Origin of the sequence: Paenibacillus tengchongensis (genome assembly GCF_008973665.1) — a bacterium.
GTDB classification, from domain to species: Bacteria; Bacillota; Bacilli; order Paenibacillales; family Paenibacillaceae; genus Paenibacillus_AQ; species Paenibacillus_AQ tengchongensis.
This window is the reverse complement of record NZ_WACP01000009.1, coordinates 79,193-97,097: the sequence shown is the minus strand read 5'-3', so window position 1 is coordinate 97,097 and position 17,905 is coordinate 79,193. Positions and strand designations below refer to the sequence as shown.

Here is a 17,905-nt window from a genome sequence, read left to right as displayed (position 1 = left end):
GGCGCTGTGGAGGGGATATCATGAAAAAGATATTTGTACTGGATACCAACGTGCTGTTGCACGACCCCAATTCGATCTTTGCTTTCAAGGAGCATGAAGTCGTTATTCCGGCAGTAGTGCTGGAGGAAATCGACTCCAAGAAACGCAATGCCGACGAAATCGGCCGCAACGCCCGCACTGTGTCGCGTTTGTTAGACGGACTCCGTGAGCTGGGCCACCTGCACAGCGGTGTGGAACTGGAGCACGGCGGCAAGTTGAAGGTAGAGCTGAACCACCGCAGCTTTATAAAAGTCCAGGAAATGTTCGGCGAGGTGTCGAACGACAACCGGATCTTGGCGGTCGCGCTGAATTATTTGAACGAAGAAAATGAGAAGTCGGAGCCGCGCCCTGTCGTCCTGGTCAGCAAGGATGTGCTGGTACGCATCAAGGCGGATGTGCTGGGCATAACACCCGAAGACTATTTATCCGACCGTACAGGGGATTTGAACGAACTATATACCGGATACCAGTCGCTGAAGGTGCATCCTTCACTGATTGACGAATATTACAGCAATCGGTATTTGCCGTTGAAGCAGTTGGACTTGTCCTATCGTCTGTATCCGCATGAATTTGTAATCTTGAAGGATGAGATCGGTACGGGCAAATCCGCGCTGTTGAAAGTGAATGCCGAAGCCACGCGCCTCGAACCGCTTTATCTTGGCAATGATTCGGTGTGGGGCATCAGCGCCCGCAATGCCCAGCAGCGGATGGCGCTTGAGCTGCTGCTGAATGAAGATATTCCGCTGGTCACCATTACAGGCAAAGCTGGCACCGGCAAAACGCTGCTCGCGCTGGCTGCCGGACTGTTCAAAGTCGAGGACGAACACCGCTACAAGAAGCTGCTTATTGCCCGTCCGGTTGTCCCGATGGGCAAGGATATCGGCTATCTGCCCGGCGAGAAGGATGAGAAGCTGCGTCCGTGGATGCAGCCCATCTATGACAACCTGGAGTTTCTATTCGATACGAAGAAAGCCGGCGATATCGATAAAATTCTGATGGGCCTGGGAAGTATCCAGGTGGAGGCGCTGACCTATATCCGCGGCCGCTCGATCCCGTCGCAGTTCATTATCATCGACGAGGCCCAGAACCTGTCCCGTCACGAGGTGAAGACCATTGTCTCAAGAGCCGGGGAAGGCAGCAAAGTTATCCTCATGGGCGACCCCGAGCAAATTGATCATCCGTATCTGGATGCCGCAAGCAATGGACTGAGCTACATTGTCGAGAAGTTTAAGCAGGAGGGAATTGCGGGGCATATTACACTGGAGAAGGGCGAGCGTTCCCGCCTGGCCCAGTTGGCTGCGGATTTGCTGTAGAGGTAAAACGGCGGTTAAAAAGCCATGCTGGATCATCTGCAGTTGATAGTTAAGGCGTATATGTAGCGTATTATATAGCCGCAGTTGCGAAGGCAGCCTGCGCTCAAAAACCGGGAGTCCGCTGCGAAGCTGCTCCCGGTTTTTTTTACTCCCCGCCCCAAAGTGGAGGGGAATGTATGCCTGCGATGCTGGAGTGTAACGAAAATTCGATTTCCTCCCCCAAAGATAACGGTTACAAACCCACAGACAAGCCGCCGGTCATCTGGTAAAATAGGGTAGACCAAATTGGCGAAGGGGGAATCGGCGTGCTGAAACGCAAAAATTACTGGATGCTGTTCATCATCCTGATGCTGGCCTTGACTAGTCTTTCGCCCAGCATCGAGCTGGACACGGGGATTGGCAGCAATCCGCAGCATCAGCCGCTGAACCCTTTAACACGCACGGATAGCGGAGAACAGGAAATTCCCGTTCTGAACATCCGCGTCTCCCTGAGCGGAGAAGAATTTCAGGAGCTCACACGGATCAGCAATAATTACACGTTGTCAACAGGGGTTCAAGTGCTGCTGAGCAATACACCCGCTGACGAATCACTGGATGCATTGAAGGAAGAGTTGACTACCGGAGCCAGTCCGGATATCGTCATGACCGCCGGGCGCAATATTCCGGCACTGGCGACGCGGGGCTATTTACTGCCCGTTGATGTCTACCGGAGCGTTCCCGGGAGTGCACCACTGACGGCGCTGATTCCGCAGATGCAGTGGAACGGCTATGACTGGGGAGTACCGCTGGATGTGGACCCCTATGTGCTGGTCTACTCCAAAACCAGATTATCCGAGCTGGGCCTGGAACAGGCGCCGCGCGGCCTGGAGCAATGGACAACCCTGCTTGGACGCCTGCTGGAGGACACGGGCAAGGACAGGTATCTGTTGTCCATGGACAGCCAGAATCCTTACGGGTACTCTCTTCTCTTGGAGAGCATGGGGCTGAGTCTGGAGGAACTATCGGATGAAGCGTTGGTATGGACAGAGCAGGCCCGCAGCTATTTCTATTTAACCGGTAAGACGAGCACTGCAATCTGGGATATGCTGGACGATGGAACGCTTGCGCTGGCGGCAGTCCCGGTATCGGAGTGGCGGCGCCACGGCAATGCCACCATGGCCGCTGAAGCGCCTGCCGAAACCGGAAACGGACAAGCTTATGAGGCGATGGACAGCCGGTTCTTCGCTCTTCCTGCGGAATCGGGCAACCCGGAAGCGGCGGTGGATTGGCTCGGATATATGACGTCGAGCGCGGCCCAACTGGAGTGGCTGCGCAGCACGGAACGTCTTCCGGCGCTGGATGAGCTGTACCGCTCCGGTCTACCGCGGATCACCTGGCTGCCCTTTAGAACCAGCGTGCTGTTGGCCGATGAAACCGCCGCAAGCGCCTTGTCCGGAGACGGAGAGGCCATCGCCGCAGCAGTCAGCCAGCTCCTCACAGGGAAGCTGGATGCCGCAGGTTTCAAAGAAAGGATAAGCGGGGATAGTTTAGAATGAAAGCGAAAGCTTAACCGAAAGCACACCATCGCTGCTGTTAACCTCGGTGGCACGCAGGAAAGAGACGATTTTGCGCGGATAGAAGCCAAGATCGAAATTCTCTTCCAGTGAACGGCAAGTAGACTCAGGCAGCTGCAGCCCGTTAAAGACCACTTGCTCGACATGGAACATCAGCGCATTCTCCGGCTCCTCCTGAATGGCGTAGCGGCCGGTGAGCGTCAGCGTCAGACCGCCGCTCATTCCCGAAGCGGTGACCTTCCCGTCCCTGAATTGAAATCCGAAGTCCGTGAACAGCGGATTTTGCGATACGAGAAAACGGTTCAGCTCTTCTTCCCCCAAAGTAAGCTGGTAGGTCATTCCCTTGCGTTTCAGGATCCCCTTCTGACTCTCCACAAATTGCGGAAGCTTGTTCATGGCCTTGGACAGCGCCCGGAAATAGGTCTCTACTTCATGGAGACCGACACTCTCCCAATACTTAGTGAATTCCTCAAGCAATGCTCCCATAGCCTCCGGATCGCTGCTGGCATTAATGCCGCCTTCAATCTCCTCATTTAATGCAAGCACCCGTTGTTTTTGCTGCTCCAGCGTCTGCTTCAGCTCTGCCAATTCACGCACGCTGCGTTCGGCGGCTGCGAGGGTAGATTTCAGATCCTTATACTGGTGTTCGTACTGAGACAGGACATCACGGTCACGCCCGATAATAATCTCGTAATAATCGTATAAGGCAAGCACCCGGCTGATGCTTTTGGCTGAAAGCAGCGTGGCCAGCAGGCCGTCGCGCTCGCCCATATAATAAGAGCGGACGACGGCTCCGGCCTGCTCCCGCCGCTTTTCAATCTCATTTTCTTTTACGGCCGCTTGTTCCTGAAGCAAAATGGACTTCTGCTCCAGCTCTTCCTGTTCCAGGCTGATCCTTGCAATTTCACGCTCGATTTCCGCTGCGGACAGCGTTTTTTCCAGCAGCTCCCGGGTCTCTTCGTTACCTTGAAAGGCTGGAGGAGAGACGGCCGGCTGTGCAACCGAAACTGCGGACAGGTAAGCCTGTTGCGGCGGAAGGAGGCACAGAATCAGAACGGGCAGAATGAACAGAACAATAAACCGGCGGCCTGCTTGATAGCGGAACAGCACTGCATCACCACCTTTGACGGATGTGGATAAGGTATGTTTAAAGCTTATGTTTTGCAGCGTAAAAATAGCATTAACTGTCTCTTACAGCGCGGCTGTATCTTCCGCAGAACAAATCCGGTTTTTTCCTTCAATAATAGTCTGATTATAACTTAACCATTCTCCGGTGCAAGGCCATCGTTTGAAATAATATACATATTTATGAGTATTGTGATATTTAATATTGCATTTATCAGCTGCTGATTTCCGATAAATTATAGCAACCGCGTATGATGAGCACCCAAAATGGAAATACAAATTAGTATCAAATAGATTCTATGAACTCTGATAGAGGCATAGAAATGGAGTAAGCAGCTTTTATCCTATTCACTATCCGGCAGTGCTGCCGGTTATGAAGATGGTTATTTCATGATGTTGTTAGGAGGGTTAGGCTTTATGACAGCCGTTAGACAGGATGCTTGGAGTGCCGAAGACGATCTGATTCTGGCCGAAATCACATTGCGTCACATTAGAGAAGGAAGCACGCAGCTCGCCGCTTTTGAAGAGGTGGGTGAAAAAATCGGCAGGACCTCGGCCGCCTGCGGATTCCGCTGGAACAGCTGTGTCCGCAAAAGCTATGAGGATGCCATCGGCATTGCCAAGGGGCAGCGCCAAAAACGGAGTTATTTAAAGAAGCAGCCGGCAGTGCGGGGAGCACAGGTAGCAGGGCTTATTCTCAGTGATGCTGAAGAAGAATACGGCCGCAGTGAGGGTCTGGGAGAAAATTCATTGTCCATTGATGCGGTGATCCGCTTTCTGCGCCAGTGGAAAGGAACCTTTCAGGAAGCCAGCCGGCAGCTCAAGATGCTGGAGCGGGAATTGCGCGAGAAGGACGATGAGCTGAACGAGCTCAGGGCGGAGAACGAACGGTTGTCCAAAGAAGTCAATCTGGCGCAAAGCGACTACCGGGTCGTCAACGACGATTACAAGGCACTGATTCAAATTATGGACCGTGCCCGCAGACTTGCTTTCCTGAATGAGGAAGAAGAGGAATTGAAGACTCGCTTTAAAATGGATGCGAACGGTAATCTGGAGCGTCTGGAGTAAATCTTCATCACTCAAATACCAGGCTTAACCCCGCGACTGCGGGGTTCTTTTGCTTTTGCGCATAGGCCCGGATATAATAAGGAAAATTGTGGGGGAGTGAAGCGTTACAGCTATGAAAGTGGATATCATCGGCGCAGGTTCGCTGGGAATGCTGATCGCCGGGCGGCTGGCCGCCGCCGGAACCGAAATCAGACTGTGGTGCCGCAGCCGGGAACAGAGTGAGGCGCTGGAGAAGAAGGGGCTCGTTGTCAGCTATGAGGATGGGCGTGAGCCGCTTAAGCTGGCAGGGGATCAGGTGGCGGCTGAGCCGGCCAGCGGTTTTGCCGGAGCCTGGCTGAAGGAGCCGGGACAACTGGTCGTGCTCGCTGTCAAACAAAATGCACTGCAGGAGAGTGTGCTGCAGCTTTTAACACCGCTGAAAGATGAGCCGCTCCGGATCGTATGTCTGCAGAATGGCTATGGCCACATCGGACTGTTGCAGAGCCGATTTCCTTCAGCCGAGATTTGGGCGGCAGTAACCACCGAAGCAGCAAAAAGGAAAAATTTAATAGAGGTTATTCATACCGGGAGCGGGGAAATCTGTATAGGGAAACAGGGAGGGCAAAGTTCCGGCGCATACCTGGCAGATCAGACGGAAGAATCCGGCGGCCCGGCCATCAGAAGTTTTGTGGAGGCGCTGAATACAGCAGGATTTTCGGCCTATCTGTCGAATGAAGTGGATAACATGATCTACCGGAAATTGCTGATCAATGCTGTAATCAATCCGTTGACGGCGATTTGGCGCATTCCGAACGGTGAACTGCTGCATTCGGAGAAACGCATGCACCTCATGAAGGCATTATATGATGAGATCACTGCGGTGTATGAGGCTTGTGGCATTCCTTATGATCGCGGGATGTGGGAGAAGGTTATGGAGGTATGCCTGAATACCGCGGCCAATACCTCATCCATGCTTGCCGATGTGATGGCTGCAAGACCGACAGAAATCCGCTGGATTAACGGCAGTATCGTCGATTTGGCACAGCATGGCGGTGTGGAAGCTCCAATGAACGTTATGATCTGCCGGCTTCTGGAAGGCATGAATGCGAAGGAGGGGTGAGGCTGTTTGACGTGGTTGCGGGATTCATTCGTATTGTTGAGCGTAATTCCGTTTGTTCCTTTTGTATTAATTTATTTTATTGGAACCGCACTGAAGAAAGACAGAAGAAAAGTTTTTTTTCTGGCAATGGATGTGACTACTTTATTTTTATTGCTGTCGGTTTCCGCTTTGTTCAATCTCACATTTGACTCACGTTTTGGTTTCTTTCTTATACTACTTTTTGTATTAATATTCGCTGGACTGATTGGCGGAGCCCAAACCAGGCTGAAAGGGAAGGTTGATGGAAAGCGATTGTTCCGGGCTGTCTGGCGGTCTTGCTTCTTCCTGATGAGTGTATCTTTTGTGCTCTTCACCATCGTAGGCCTTATCAAGTACATATCACAAGCGATGTAATGTTTCACTGCTTCGTTAAAGCGTCAATGTCACAAAATTTTTAAGAATTAAAAAAAAACGATTTTCAGAAAATATAGCTCTAGATTTTTTTGACCACTGGTTGTATAATCATAAACCATATACCACATTCTATTTAGGGGGAACTGCTAGATGAAGAAGAGTAAAAGTCTTTTGCTCATGATTGCATTGGTTCTTGTAATCGGCACAGTGCTTGCTGGCTGCGGCGGAAACAATAACAATGCAAACAGCGGCAACAACGCCAGCCCAACGAACGCGGCGGCAACTGACAATGCAGGCAATACCAACACAGGCAATGCCACTGGTGAAGAGAAGCTGGCTGCTGACCAGACGCTGAAAATCAACCTGAGCTCAGAGCCTCCTACATTTGACCCGCAACAGGCTCAAGACAGCACTTCCAACGCTATCCTGAAATTGATGTACGAAGGTCTTACTCGCCAAAATGCAGAAACTGGTCAAGCTGAACCAGGTATGGCTGAATCTTGGGATGTTTCCGCTGACGGTCTGGTGTACACCTTCCATCTGCGTGATGCGAAATGGAGCAACGGCGATGCTGTAACAGCGAATGATTTCGCATTTGCTTGGCAGCGTGTGCTTGATCCTAACGCAGAACAAGCCGCTCCTTATGCTTACCAATTGTACTACCTGAAGAATGCCGAAGCATACAACACTGGTGAAGTTACTGACTTCAGCCAAGTTGGTGTGAAAGTAATCGACGACAAGACACTGGAAGTGACCCTGACTAACCCGACTCCTTATTTCTTGGGTCTCCTGTCTTTCTATACGTACTATCCGGTTCATAGTTCCGTTAAAGACAATGCAAAATGGGCTACAAGTGTAGATTCTCAAATTGTCAACGGACCATTCACTCTTACAGAGTGGACTACTGGACAATCGCTGTCTGTGACGAAGAACCCTGGTTACTATGCTGCTGATGAAATCAAAGCACAAACTATCAACTTCTCGATCGTAAACAGCGGCGCAACTGAGCTGCTGAGCTACAAGAACGGTGAACTCGACCGTGCCGGCGGTCCTATCGGTGAAATTCCAACCGAACAGCTGCCAATCGTTGAGAAAGAATTCCCTAATGAATTCACAAGAAAAGGTATCGCTTCTGTTTACTACTATCAGTTCAATGTAACTGAAAAACCGTTCACTAACGCAAAAATCCGTAAAGCATTGGCTATGGCGATTGAGCGCCAGCCGATTATCGACAACATCACCCTGGGCGGACAGCTGCCAGCCTTCGGATTTGTTCCTCCGGGCATCCAAAGCAATGGCGATGAATTCCGTAATCAGGTTGCCGATTCCCAATACTTCGGTGAAGATATCGAAGGAGCTAAGGCTCTGCTTGCAGAAGGCCTGAAAGAAGAAGGTCTGGATAAACTGAGCTTCACCCTGAGCTACAACACAAGCGAAGGCCACCAGAAGATTGCTGTAGCCGTAGCTGATATGTGGAAAAAGAACCTGGGCGTTGAAGTTAAGCTGGAAAACAAAGAATGGGGCGTCTTCCTGGAAGACAAGACTAACCTGAACTATCAAGTAGCACGCGCCGGCTGGTCTGCTGACTACAATGATCCGATGACTTACCTGGATATGTGGGTAACTGGCGGCGGCAACAACGACACTGGCTACTCCAACCCTGAGTATGACCAACTGATCAAGGATGCTAAATCTTCTGCAGACAATGCTGTTCGTCAAGAGAAGTTCACAGCAGCCGAGAAGATCCTGATGGACGATATGGTGATTATGCCTATCTACTACTACACTAACAACTCGCTGACTAAGGAATACCTGAAAGGTGTAACTCTTGACTTCAGCGGTGCCATCGACCTCTCCCGCGCTTACCTGCTGGAACATTAATCCTTACGGATTAATAAACAAAATATAAGTAATATAAGTATCTGAAGTTATATTACTTCGGGATATATATGTGGAACTCCATATATATCCCTTTTTTTTGTATTGACCTTTTTTTGTTATGTTTTACCAAAAATAGAATTTTGAGAAAATAGACAAACGATTGTTTTTTTCTTAAAATAGATAAGTAAAAAAAATGTCGAAGGAGGTGATGGCGGGCATGGTTCGTTATATTCTAAACCGGTTTGTTCACATGATTGTTTCTCTATTTGTATTGATTTCTGCGACCTTCTTCCTAATGAAAGCTATTCCGGGGGATCCGTTCACATCAGAAAAGAAAATTCCAGAACAAATTCTGCAGCGTTTATATGCGCAGTACAATTTGGACAAGCCCGTCTTCGAGCAGTACGTATTATATTTAAAGAATATCGTTAAAGGTGACCTGGGGATCTCTATGAAGATGCTGAACCAGGAAGTTACCGATATTATCTCCCAAACGTTCTCTTCATCGCTTAAGCTGGGTGTCGTAGCTATCATTGTGGCGATAATTATCGGCATTGTGCTCGGCATGCTTGCAGCCCTGTATCACCGCAGATTGATTGATAATGTGGCTATGGTGCTGGCAGTATTGGGAATAGCGGTACCAAGCTTTGTAGTTGCATCATTGCTGCAATACCTGTTGGCCTATCACTGGAAAATATTCCCTGTAATGGGGTTCAAAGGGCCGATGAACTACTTCCTCCCCGTTATGGCGCTTACGGCCTCGCCGATTGCTGTAATTGCCCGTCTTACCCGTTCCAGCATGCTTGAAGTGCTCCATGCGGATTATATCAAGACAGCCAAGGCCAAAGGGTTGGGCTGGTTCTCCATCCTATCCCGCCATGTATTGCGTAACGGCGTGATGCCGGTCATTACCTATGTGGGTCCAATGACTGCGAATATTATTACCGGTTCGGTAGTTATTGAACAAATCTTTGGCATTGGCGGTATCGGTAAACAGTTCGTTCAAGCAATCAATACACGTGATTATCCGATCATTATGGGGATTACCATCTTCTACGGAGTCATTCTGATGGTTGCACGCTTCCTCACAGACGTTGCTTATGTTGCTGTCGATCCGCGCATCAAACTTGCTGGAAGAAAGGAGGGCTAATCGTTGGCTGCAAATAATAACACTGTTGCACCGCAGGTAGAACTGTCCCCCGATGATTTCCGTACAGTCGGGATTAACGAGCGGGAAGCGGAAACGATTCAACGTGAGAGTCTTTCTGCCTGGCAGGACGCCTGGTATCGCTTGCGTACCAATAAAATGGCTATGGCTGCTTTGATTGTTATGGTTATTATTATTATCATGGCGATAGTAGCGCCTCATCTGGTTCCATATACGTATGATTCCAACGATTTGATGAATACCAATAAACCCCCTTCAAGCGAACACTTCTTTGGTACCGATGATTTCGGCCGCGATGTTTTTGTTCGTACCTGGATGGGTGCCCGTATCTCCCTGATCGTCGGCCTTGCGGCTGCTTGTATTGACTTGATTATCGGCGTGGTTTACGGCGGAATCATGGGCTTCTTCGGTGGACGTATCGATACGGTAATGAACAAGTTCTCCGAAATTTTGTACTCTATTCCTTACCTGCTCGTAGTAATTATGCTGCTCGTTGTTTTCGAGCCGAGCTTGTGGACGATTATTCTCGCCCTGACCATCACCGGATGGATCAATATGTCCTGGATTGTCCGCGGTGAAATCATGCAGTTGAAGAGCCGCGAATTTATTCTGGCTTCCCGTTCCATGGGTGCTGACTGGAAACGTCTTTTGTTCAAGCATTTGCTCCCTAACTCGATGGGACCGATTATCGTTACCGTTACCTTGTCCGTACCAAGCGCCATTTTCTCTGAAGCCTTCCTGAGCTTCCTTGGCCTCGGTGTTCAAGCGCCGGTGGCTTCACTTGGTTCTATGATTAACGACTCGCTTACAGGTTGGATGTACTATCCATGGCGGATGATTTTCCCTGCCCTTGTTATCAGTTTAACCATGTTGTCCTTTAACATTTTCGGTGATGGACTTCGTGATGCACTGGATCCTAAATTGAAGAAGTAGAAAGTTCCTGAACTTTCTGAATTGAAGTGGTAACGATTCGCGGTAAAGATATTGGCATGATACTTCAAGACCCGATGACTTCTTAAGCCCAGCGATTAGTACGGGTATACGGATAACATAAGTTTTGAACAAACATCAGAAATGTCAGCGGCCGAAGCGGACAATTGATTTGTCGGGATGCTAAGCAATGTTGGCATTATAGATGCGGAGGCTCGCTTTAACCAATATCTCCACGGATTTCCAGGATGACAACAGCATTTGCAGAGTTGCCGGAGTTAATTAGAAGTATTCGATGGACAAGGAGGTGCAGTACCTTTGAGTAAAAATCTGATCGAAGTTGAAGGGCTTAAGAAGTATTTTAATGTAGGCAAAGGTAAAGTCCTTAAAGCTGTTGATAATATTAATTTTGCCATTCATGAAGGTGAAACCCTCGGGATGGTAGGCGAATCCGGTTGCGGTAAGACGACGGCCGGACGGACGGTTCTGCGCTTGTATGAACCAACTGCCGGAAGTGTCAAGTTCAACGGCACTGACATTTATAAGTTATCCCCTGGTAAAATGAAGGCGCTGCGCCGCGATATGCAAATGATTTTCCAGGATCCATACGCATCCCTTAATCCGCGGTTAACGGTATCCGATATCATCGGCGAAGCGCTGGATATTCACGGTATGGCCGGAAGCCGTGCGGAGCGCAAGAAACGGATTGAAGAGCTGCTGGATCTGGTGGGTCTGAATCATGACCATGCCACTCGTTATCCCCATGAGTTCTCAGGGGGCCAACGGCAGCGTATCGGTATTGCCCGCGCGCTTGCTGTGAATCCGAAATTCATCGTCTGCGATGAACCGATCTCGGCACTGGACGTATCTATTCAGGCGCAGGTTGTAAACTTGCTGAAGGAACTGCAGGACCGTCTTGGACTTACCTATCTGTTCATTGCGCATGATTTGTCCATGGTTAAGCATATCAGTGACCGCGTAGCGGTAATGTATCTGGGCCGTATGGTTGAGTTGGCGGAAAGCGAAGAGCTGTATGCCAATCCGCTTCATCCCTACACGAAATCCCTCTTGTCTGCAATTCCTGTCCCTGATCCTGAAGTTGAAGCGAACAAGAAACGCATTCATCTGCACGATGAACTGGGCAGCCCGATTTTTGCAGCGGGCGAGAAATCGAATGACAGTGATTTTGAGCTTGTTGAAGTGTCCAAAGGACATTTTGTTGCCAAGAAATTTGCATAAATGTCAATAAAACTGTATGAAAGAGGCAATCTCAATGTAGAGTGATCTACTAGGGGATTGTCTCTCTTTTGATTAATGCAGGTAACTCATTTCTGCTTTCTTCTTTGACGCAGCCCTTCACATTGGATACAATCATAAAGAGTTTATCAACTTCTGGTTACATACAGCAAGAGATAGAGACAGGAGGCAGTTACACATGAATGTATTACCGGAACCGCTCCCCGGCGGGTCAGCGCTTGCGCGAGATTATATAGATCATTATGAGAAAGTCAGCCGGTTCTACGGAGGAGAGTTCCGCAACCCGGAAAGCAGGCAAGCCCGTGCACAGTGGCTGGATCAATCAGAGCATAACCGTGCCGGCCGGAAAGAAGTGGCAGCCGTACTACGCTTATATAATGGAAGATTTAATAAGCATGAAGCGGTGCAGGATTCACTCTCCCTGCTGGAGCAGCCGGGAACGCTGGTGGTGACCGGCGGGCAGCAGAGCGGCTTGTTCACCGGCCCATTGTTCGTGGTCTATAAAGCAATGACCGTCATCCAGGCGGCGCGGGAGGCTGCAGTGCAGCTGGGCCGTCCGGTAGTGCCGCTCTTCTGGATCGCCGGCGAAGACCACGACTGGGATGAGGTTAACCATACCTATGTACTGAACCGGTCCGGCGAAATTACCCGCATCAAGATCGACCGGCCGGAAGGGCCGCGCGGCTCAGTCAGCCATATTCCCGTCGGGGAGGAGAGCTGGCGGCAGGTGCTGGAAGAGCTGGACGGCCTGCTGCAGGACAGTGAATTCAAACCGCAGATGCTGGAGATGGCTGCTGAAGCTGCGCATACGGCAGACAGCATGAGCGATGCGTTCGCCAAGCTGCTGGGCTCGTTATTCGGCAGATTCGGGCTGATCCTGCTCGATTCCGCCGACCCGGCGTTGCGCAGGCTGGAACAGCCGTTCTTCCGTACATTGATTGAACGCAACGATGAGCTGGAGGCGGCATACCTGGAGGCTTCGACTGCGCTCACTTCCAGCGGCTATGAGCTTCAGGCGGATGTGACCGCCGGTAACGCCAACATCTTCTACATCCATGAAGGCACACGGCTGCTGCTGTACAAGCAGGACGGACGCTTCACCGACCGTAAAGGCCGCGTTGCGTTCTCCCGTGACGAACTGCTGGCTTTGCTTGCAGAGCATCCGGAACATTTCAGCAACAATGTGCTGACCCGGCCCCTGATGCAGGATTATGTGCTGCCGGTACTTGCGACGGTGCTCGGCCAGGGCGAGATTGCCTACTGGGCTATCCCGCACGCAGCTTTCCGGACCATTGGCGGACAGATGCCGCTAATCCTGCCGCGGATGTCCTTTACCGTAGTGGAGGGCACGCTGCAGAAGCATATGGATAAATACAATTTATCGTTCTCCGATGTACGCTCAGGTCTGGACAGTAAGCGTCAGGAATGGCTGGCCAGTACGGATGAGCTGGAGCTCGGCCGGCGTTTTGCCGAAGCTAAGCAGGCGTTCACCGAGGTATACGAACCGTTGATCGGACAGCTCGGGCAGATCCAGCCGGGCCTGATCAAGCTGGGGGAGAACAACAAGACCAAGATTCTGGAGCAGATCTCCTTTCTGCAGGACAAGGCCCAGGATGCGCTGGAGAAGAGAAACGAAGCCGCGCTGCGCCAGTGGGAGCGGATCGAGCTGTCGCTTATGCCGCTCGGCAAGCCTCAAGAGCGGGTGTATAATATTATGTATTACTTGAACCGCTACGGCCTTTCCTGGCTGGATGAGCTGATGGCGGTGCCTTCGGATTTCAGCGGTACTCACCGCATGATCTATATGTAGCTACCAATAACTATTTGGAGGTTCGTTATGAGTTCATTGTCGAAAGAAAACAGCATTGTCGCCGATATGTCGCTTGCTCCCGAAGGCCATCTCAAAATCGACTGGGTCCGCCAGCATATGCCGGTGCTGAACCGTGTCCGCGAGCAGTTCGAGGCAGAGCAGCCGTTCAAGGGGCTCAAGGTGTCAATCACACTGCATCTGGAAGCCAAGACGGCCTATCTGGCCAAAGTTGTGCAGGCCGGCGGAGCAGAGGTGACCATCACCGGCTCTAATCCGCTGTCGACGCAGGACGATGTTTGTGCAGCGCTTGTGGAGGATGGAATTACCGTGTTCGCAAAGTATAATCCCTCGCCCGAAGAGTTTAAAGCGCTGAACATCAAGGCGCTGGAAAGTAAGCCGGACCTGATTATCGACGACGGCGGCGATTTCGCCACCCTGCTGCATGCCGAACGGCCTGACTTGATGGAGAACCTCCGCGGCGGCGCCGAAGAGACGACTACCGGCATTATCCGGCTCAAAGCGCTGCAGAAGCAAGGCATTCTTAAATTCCCGATGGTTGCCGTCAACGATGCTTATTGCAAGTATTTGTTCGATAACCGTTACGGCACCGGTCAATCGGCCTGGGACGGCATCATGCGCACCACCAACCTTATTGTCGCCGGCAAGACCGTGGTTGTCGTGGGCTATGGCTGGTGCGGAAAAGGGGTTGCGATGCGGGCCAAGGGCCTGGGAGCAAACGTAATCGTGACTGAAGTGGACGCCATCAAAGCGGTGGAGGCCCATATGGACGGATTCCAGGTGATGCCGATGCTGGAAGCAGCCAAACGCGGCGATTTCTTCGTTACCGTTACCGGCAACCAGTATGTCATCCGCGGTGAACATTACGATGTGATGAAGGACGGAGCCATTCTGTGCAACGCCGGGCATTTCGACGTGGAGGTCAATAAGCCGGAGCTGGCGGAGCGTGCAGCTTCGCGGCGCACGGTGCGCAAGAACATCGAAGAATATCAGCTGAAGGACGGCCGCAAGCTGTATCTGCTGGCTGAAGGACGGCTCGTTAACCTTGGCGCAGCCGACGGACATCCTGCGGAGATCATGGATACGACCTTCGCACTCCAGGCGCTGTCGCTGAAATATGTGAACGACAATTACAAGAATATCGGCGTCAAAGTGGAAAACGTGCCTTATGAGTTGGACGAACAGGTTGCCCGCTACAAACTGGAAAGCCTCGGTATTTCCATCGACAGCCTTACCCCGGCACAGGTGGAGTATCTGGACAGCTGGAAGCTCGGTGATTAATCCATACGAATCGGCAGCATGCCCGGAAGCCATGGAAATGGCCCGGGCATGCTGCCGTTTATGGGGGAGAAGACGAAGTATTACATGCTGATAAATTGATACAGGCTGTCATTGAATTTACGCGGTTCATCAAACAGCAGCCCGTGGCCGCTCTCATCAAATGGAACAAGGAGCGACCCCGGGATTAACAGCTGGGTCTGCTCCGCGAGCTCGAAAGGAACGATTTTGTCCTGAGTGCCGTGAAAGATGGCAGTCGGCACATGAATGAGCGGCAGATCGGCACGAAGATCCTCATCGCGCAGTGAGGCCGCGTCTTTCAGCGTGCCTTGGGCCGAGGCTTCCATACCAAGCGAAGCGAACCAGGCTGTAAAGCTTGCGCTGCCTTTTTTGGCGAAAAATTTCATGCCCAGATCCGTCACCATATCCGGACGGTCCAGATGAGTGCTGATAATCAGATTGTTGACTACAACCTCCGGTGAGCCGAACGCGAAATCGGAACGTTGGACAAAGGATGGTGTGGCTGCGCCGACCAGCAGCAGCTTTGTAATCCCATATCCGGCATGCCGGGCCATATATTTGGCGGCAATCGCGCCCCCGATCGAAAAGCCGACGAGCACGGCGTTGTGTAAATTCAAAGCGTCAATAACCGCTCGGATGTCGTCCGCCTGCCGCTCATAGGAGTATCCTTCCCACGGGGCATCCGATTTTCCAAAGCCGCGGAGATCGATCCCGATACAGCGGAACCCTTTTTCCGCTAAATCAATGAACTGGTACTCAAACATTTTATGATTCAGGGGCCAGCCGTGGATAAAAATGACCGGTGTCCCCGAGCCGATATCCTCGACGTACAGCTTTACATTGCTCTCCACTTCAATATATTTACCCATGGTGTCCCTCCTGTATGGTTGGGCTGGTATATAGACTCAAGATATTATGTACCCGATTTAGGACCAGTTCACACCTTAAACAAGTTCAGCGAAAGTACTCACTTGACATATATGAAAAAATTACCTCGCACATGAAGAAGGTTTTTGATTTTTGACGGCGAATCTATTATGCTTAGGTGGTGTAAAGTGGGGTAAAGTGGGGAATCGGTAACAAGGAGTGGGGCAATCGATGTTTATGGGGGAATTCCAGCATAGCATTGACGACAAAGGCCGGATCATTATCCCGGCTAAGTTCCGTGAATTGCTCGGAGCCTCTTTCGTCGCGACCCGCGGCCTCGATTCCTGCTTGTTTGTTTATCCTATGGAAGAATGGGGAATCATGGAGCAAAAGCTCAAAAGCCTTTCTCTGATGAAGTCGGATGCCCGTGCGTTCAGCCGCTTTTTTTTCTCGGGAGCGACCGAATGTGTATGGGATAAGCAAGGGCGTGTCAATCTGCCGGCCAATTTACGGCAGTATGCCAAGCTGGATAAGGACTGTGTTATTCTGGGCGTTTCGAACCGGGTGGAAATCTGGAACAAAGGGCTATGGGAGCAGTACTTCGAACAATCCGAGGAATCGTTCAACGAGATCGCCGAGAAATTGGTGGATTTCAATTTTGACCTATAACACACATACACAATTTCGAATACTGCGCTGGAGGGATGCAGCTTGTTTCACCACATCACGGTGCTTAAGGAAGAAGCGACAGAAGGGCTGCACATCAAGCGGGATGGCATATATGTCGACTGTACACTTGGAGGAGCGGGGCACAGTTCACTGATTGCCTCCAAGCTTAGCGGAACCGGCCGGCTGATCTGTCTGGACCAGGATGACTGGGCCTTGGACAATGCCAGAGAACGTCTGGCTGAATATGGAGATAAAGTAGTCTTAGTGAAGACCAACTTCCGCGATCTCGAGCAGGTCCTGAGGGATCTGCCGTTCGTTCCGCAGGAAGAGGGCGTTCCCCAGGTGGATGGCATTCTGTTCGATCTTGGCGTATCCTCGCCCCAGTTCGACGAAGGGGAGCGGGGCTTCAGTTACAATCATGACGCACCGCTGGATATGCGGATGGACCAGTCCGGGGAGCTGACGGCCGCCGAAATCATCAATACCTGGCCGGAGCAGGAGATCGCCCGCATTCTTTTTGAGTATGGAGAAGAGAAGTTCTCGCGGCGGATCGCCCGCAAAATAGTCGAACGCCGGGAGCAGGCGCCGATTGCGGGTACCGGTGAGTTAGCTGAGCTGGTCAAGGAAGGCATACCTGCGGCAGCACGCAGAACGGGTGGACACCCCGCCAAACGCAGCTTTCAGGCGTTGCGCATCGCAGTGAACGATGAGCTGGGCGCTTTTAAAGAAGGTCTGCACGGAGCTGTGCGTTGTCTGGCCCCTGAAGGCAGAGTATCCGTTATTACATTTCACTCGCTGGAAGACCGGATATGCAAACAAATTATGAGCAGTTATGTCAGTAAGTGCACTTGTCCGCCGGACTTTCCGGTCTGCGTATGCGGGGCTTCCGGCAGTCTGAAGCTGATCAACCGCAAGCCGGTTGTGCCTTCGGAAGCGGAGCTCGCCGAGAACCCGCGCGCCCGTTCGGCGAAGCTGCGCATCGCAGAGAAATTATAATAAAGACGATAAAGGAGAGTCAGAGATGGCCTATACCCGCGGAAACTTGGCAACCCAGCCTCAAAGAAAAGAAGAGAAGCGACAGCTATACCGCGAGAAGACTAAGGTTGTCACCACACGCCGCGTCCTCCCGATGAAGGAGAAGCTGCTGTATATGCTTACCGTAAGCGTATTTGCGCTGGTTGCAGTCGCCCTGATCTCGCGTTACGTCCACATTTATGATTTGAACATGCAGGCGCAGAAGCTGGATGCCAAAATCGCAAGCACCAAAAAGGAAATTGCCGTATATCAGAAAGAGAAGCAGACGTTGCTGGAACTGGTGCCGAAGAAGGCGGAACAGCTCGGCTATTCCCGTCCGTCAGAGGATTCAAATATTTACGTCTCCCCCGACGAGGGTGCGGAATAAGCGGTGTTTTTGAT

Annotated in this window: 16 protein-coding genes; 14 read left to right on the top strand and 2 right to left on the bottom strand. The window is 51.2% G+C overall.

Annotation, left to right across the window (positions count from 1 at the left end):
* Nucleotides 1-20 precede the first annotated feature (20 nt).
* Both F1381_RS16045 and F1381_RS16040 read left to right on the top strand, forming a co-directional pair.
* The gene (locus F1381_RS16045; protein ID WP_151735859.1) at nt 21-1,352 is read left to right on the top strand and encodes a PhoH family protein; all 1,332 of its coding nucleotides are present in this window, start codon (nt 21-23) and stop codon (nt 1,350-1,352) included.
* A 305-nt stretch (nt 1,353-1,657) separates the two neighbouring features.
* Nucleotides 1,658-2,887 (top strand): ABC transporter substrate-binding protein, encoded by a 1,230-nt coding sequence (locus F1381_RS16040; RefSeq protein ID WP_151735858.1) that lies wholly within the window; start codon nt 1,658-1,660, stop codon nt 2,885-2,887.
* Here the strand turns inward: F1381_RS16040 and F1381_RS16035 are convergent.
* The gene (locus F1381_RS16035; RefSeq protein WP_246188064.1) at nt 2,879-4,015 is read right to left on the bottom strand and encodes a coiled-coil domain-containing protein; all 1,137 of its coding nucleotides are present in this window, start codon (nt 4,013-4,015) and stop codon (nt 2,879-2,881) included. The genes F1381_RS16040 and F1381_RS16035 overlap by 9 nt on opposite strands.
* 432 nt (nt 4,016-4,447) lie before the next feature.
* Between F1381_RS16035 and F1381_RS16030 the strand changes: the two genes are divergently transcribed.
* From F1381_RS16030 to F1381_RS15990, 9 genes are all read left to right on the top strand, one after another.
* Entirely contained in the window at nt 4,448-5,098 is a 651-nt protein-coding gene (locus F1381_RS16030; protein ID WP_151735857.1) for an RsfA family transcriptional regulator, read from the top strand.
* Nucleotides 5,099-5,210: 112 nt separating this feature from the next.
* Nucleotides 5,211-6,197 carry a ketopantoate reductase family protein gene (locus F1381_RS16025; protein WP_151735856.1) on the top strand — a complete coding sequence of 329 codons (987 nt, stop codon included), beginning with the start codon at nt 5,211-5,213 and terminating at the stop codon, nt 6,195-6,197.
* A 6-nt stretch (nt 6,198-6,203) separates the two neighbouring features.
* Nucleotides 6,204-6,590, top strand: a complete 387-nt coding sequence (locus F1381_RS16020) for a DUF3397 domain-containing protein (RefSeq protein WP_151735855.1) — start codon at nt 6,204-6,206, stop codon at nt 6,588-6,590.
* 150 nt (nt 6,591-6,740) lie between these two features.
* Entirely contained in the window at nt 6,741-8,471 is a 1,731-nt protein-coding gene (locus tag F1381_RS16015; RefSeq protein WP_151735854.1) for a peptide ABC transporter substrate-binding protein, read from the top strand.
* Between the two features lie 217 nt (nt 8,472-8,688).
* On the top strand, nt 8,689-9,621 hold the full coding sequence (locus F1381_RS16010) for an ABC transporter permease (RefSeq protein ID WP_151736006.1): 933 nt from the start codon (nt 8,689-8,691) through the stop codon (nt 9,619-9,621).
* 3 nt (nt 9,622-9,624) lie between these two features.
* The gene (locus F1381_RS16005) at nt 9,625-10,572 is read left to right on the top strand and encodes an ABC transporter permease (RefSeq protein ID WP_151735853.1); all 948 of its coding nucleotides are present in this window, start codon (nt 9,625-9,627) and stop codon (nt 10,570-10,572) included.
* Nucleotides 10,573-10,887: 315 nt separating this feature from the next.
* Nucleotides 10,888-11,808: an ABC transporter ATP-binding protein gene (locus F1381_RS16000; RefSeq protein WP_151735852.1), complete on the top strand. Its 921-nt coding sequence runs from the start codon at nt 10,888-10,890 to the stop codon at nt 11,806-11,808.
* Between the two features lie 196 nt (nt 11,809-12,004).
* On the top strand, nt 12,005-13,636 hold the full coding sequence (gene bshC, locus F1381_RS15995; protein WP_151735851.1) for a bacillithiol biosynthesis cysteine-adding enzyme BshC: 1,632 nt from the start codon (nt 12,005-12,007) through the stop codon (nt 13,634-13,636).
* 27 nt (nt 13,637-13,663) lie between these two features.
* A complete protein-coding gene (locus F1381_RS15990; RefSeq protein WP_151735850.1) occupies nt 13,664-14,935 on the top strand; it encodes an adenosylhomocysteinase in 1,272 nt (423 codons plus the stop codon).
* Nucleotides 14,936-15,015: 80 nt separating this feature from the next.
* On the opposite strand, the gene F1381_RS15985 is transcribed toward F1381_RS15990, so the two are convergent.
* A complete protein-coding gene (locus F1381_RS15985; RefSeq protein ID WP_151735849.1) occupies nt 15,016-15,822 on the bottom strand; it encodes an alpha/beta fold hydrolase in 807 nt (268 codons plus the stop codon).
* Between the two features lie 229 nt (nt 15,823-16,051).
* Between F1381_RS15985 and mraZ the strand changes: the two genes are divergently transcribed.
* From mraZ to F1381_RS15970, 3 genes are read left to right on the top strand one after another with little or no spacing between them, the layout of a single operon-like run.
* Entirely contained in the window at nt 16,052-16,489 is a 438-nt protein-coding gene (gene mraZ / locus F1381_RS15980; RefSeq protein WP_151735848.1) for a division/cell wall cluster transcriptional repressor MraZ, read from the top strand.
* Between the two features lie 42 nt (nt 16,490-16,531).
* Nucleotides 16,532-17,485 (top strand): 16S rRNA (cytosine(1402)-N(4))-methyltransferase RsmH, encoded by a 954-nt coding sequence (gene rsmH, locus F1381_RS15975; RefSeq protein WP_151735847.1) that lies wholly within the window; start codon nt 16,532-16,534, stop codon nt 17,483-17,485.
* Nucleotides 17,486-17,510: 25 nt separating this feature from the next.
* On the top strand, nt 17,511-17,891 hold the full coding sequence (locus tag F1381_RS15970; protein ID WP_151735846.1) for a cell division protein FtsL: 381 nt from the start codon (nt 17,511-17,513) through the stop codon (nt 17,889-17,891).
* Nucleotides 17,892-17,905: the final 14 nt, after the last annotated feature.

Bases quoted from the DNA above. Each gene is read 5' to 3' on its own strand.
- F1381_RS16045 (WP_151735859.1), top strand. From the start codon at position 21: ATGAAAAAGATATTTGTACTGGATACCAACGTGCTGTTGCACGACCCC.
- F1381_RS16030 (WP_151735857.1), top strand. From the start codon at position 4,448: ATGACAGCCGTTAGACAGGATGCTTGGAGTGCCGAAGACGATCTGATT.
- F1381_RS16025 (WP_151735856.1), top strand. From the start codon at position 5,211: ATGAAAGTGGATATCATCGGCGCAGGTTCGCTGGGAATGCTGATCGCC.
- F1381_RS16015 (WP_151735854.1), top strand. From the start codon at position 6,741: ATGAAGAAGAGTAAAAGTCTTTTGCTCATGATTGCATTGGTTCTTGTA.
- F1381_RS16010 (WP_151736006.1), top strand. From the start codon at position 8,689: ATGGTTCGTTATATTCTAAACCGGTTTGTTCACATGATTGTTTCTCTA.
- bshC (WP_151735851.1), top strand. From the start codon at position 12,005: ATGAATGTATTACCGGAACCGCTCCCCGGCGGGTCAGCGCTTGCGCGA.
- F1381_RS15990 (WP_151735850.1), top strand. From the start codon at position 13,664: ATGAGTTCATTGTCGAAAGAAAACAGCATTGTCGCCGATATGTCGCTT.
- F1381_RS15985 (WP_151735849.1), bottom strand. From the start codon at position 15,822: ATGGGTAAATATATTGAAGTGGAGAGCAATGTAAAGCTGTACGTCGAG.
- mraZ (WP_151735848.1), top strand. From the start codon at position 16,052: ATGTTTATGGGGGAATTCCAGCATAGCATTGACGACAAAGGCCGGATC.
- F1381_RS15970 (WP_151735846.1), top strand. From the start codon at position 17,511: ATGGCCTATACCCGCGGAAACTTGGCAACCCAGCCTCAAAGAAAAGAA.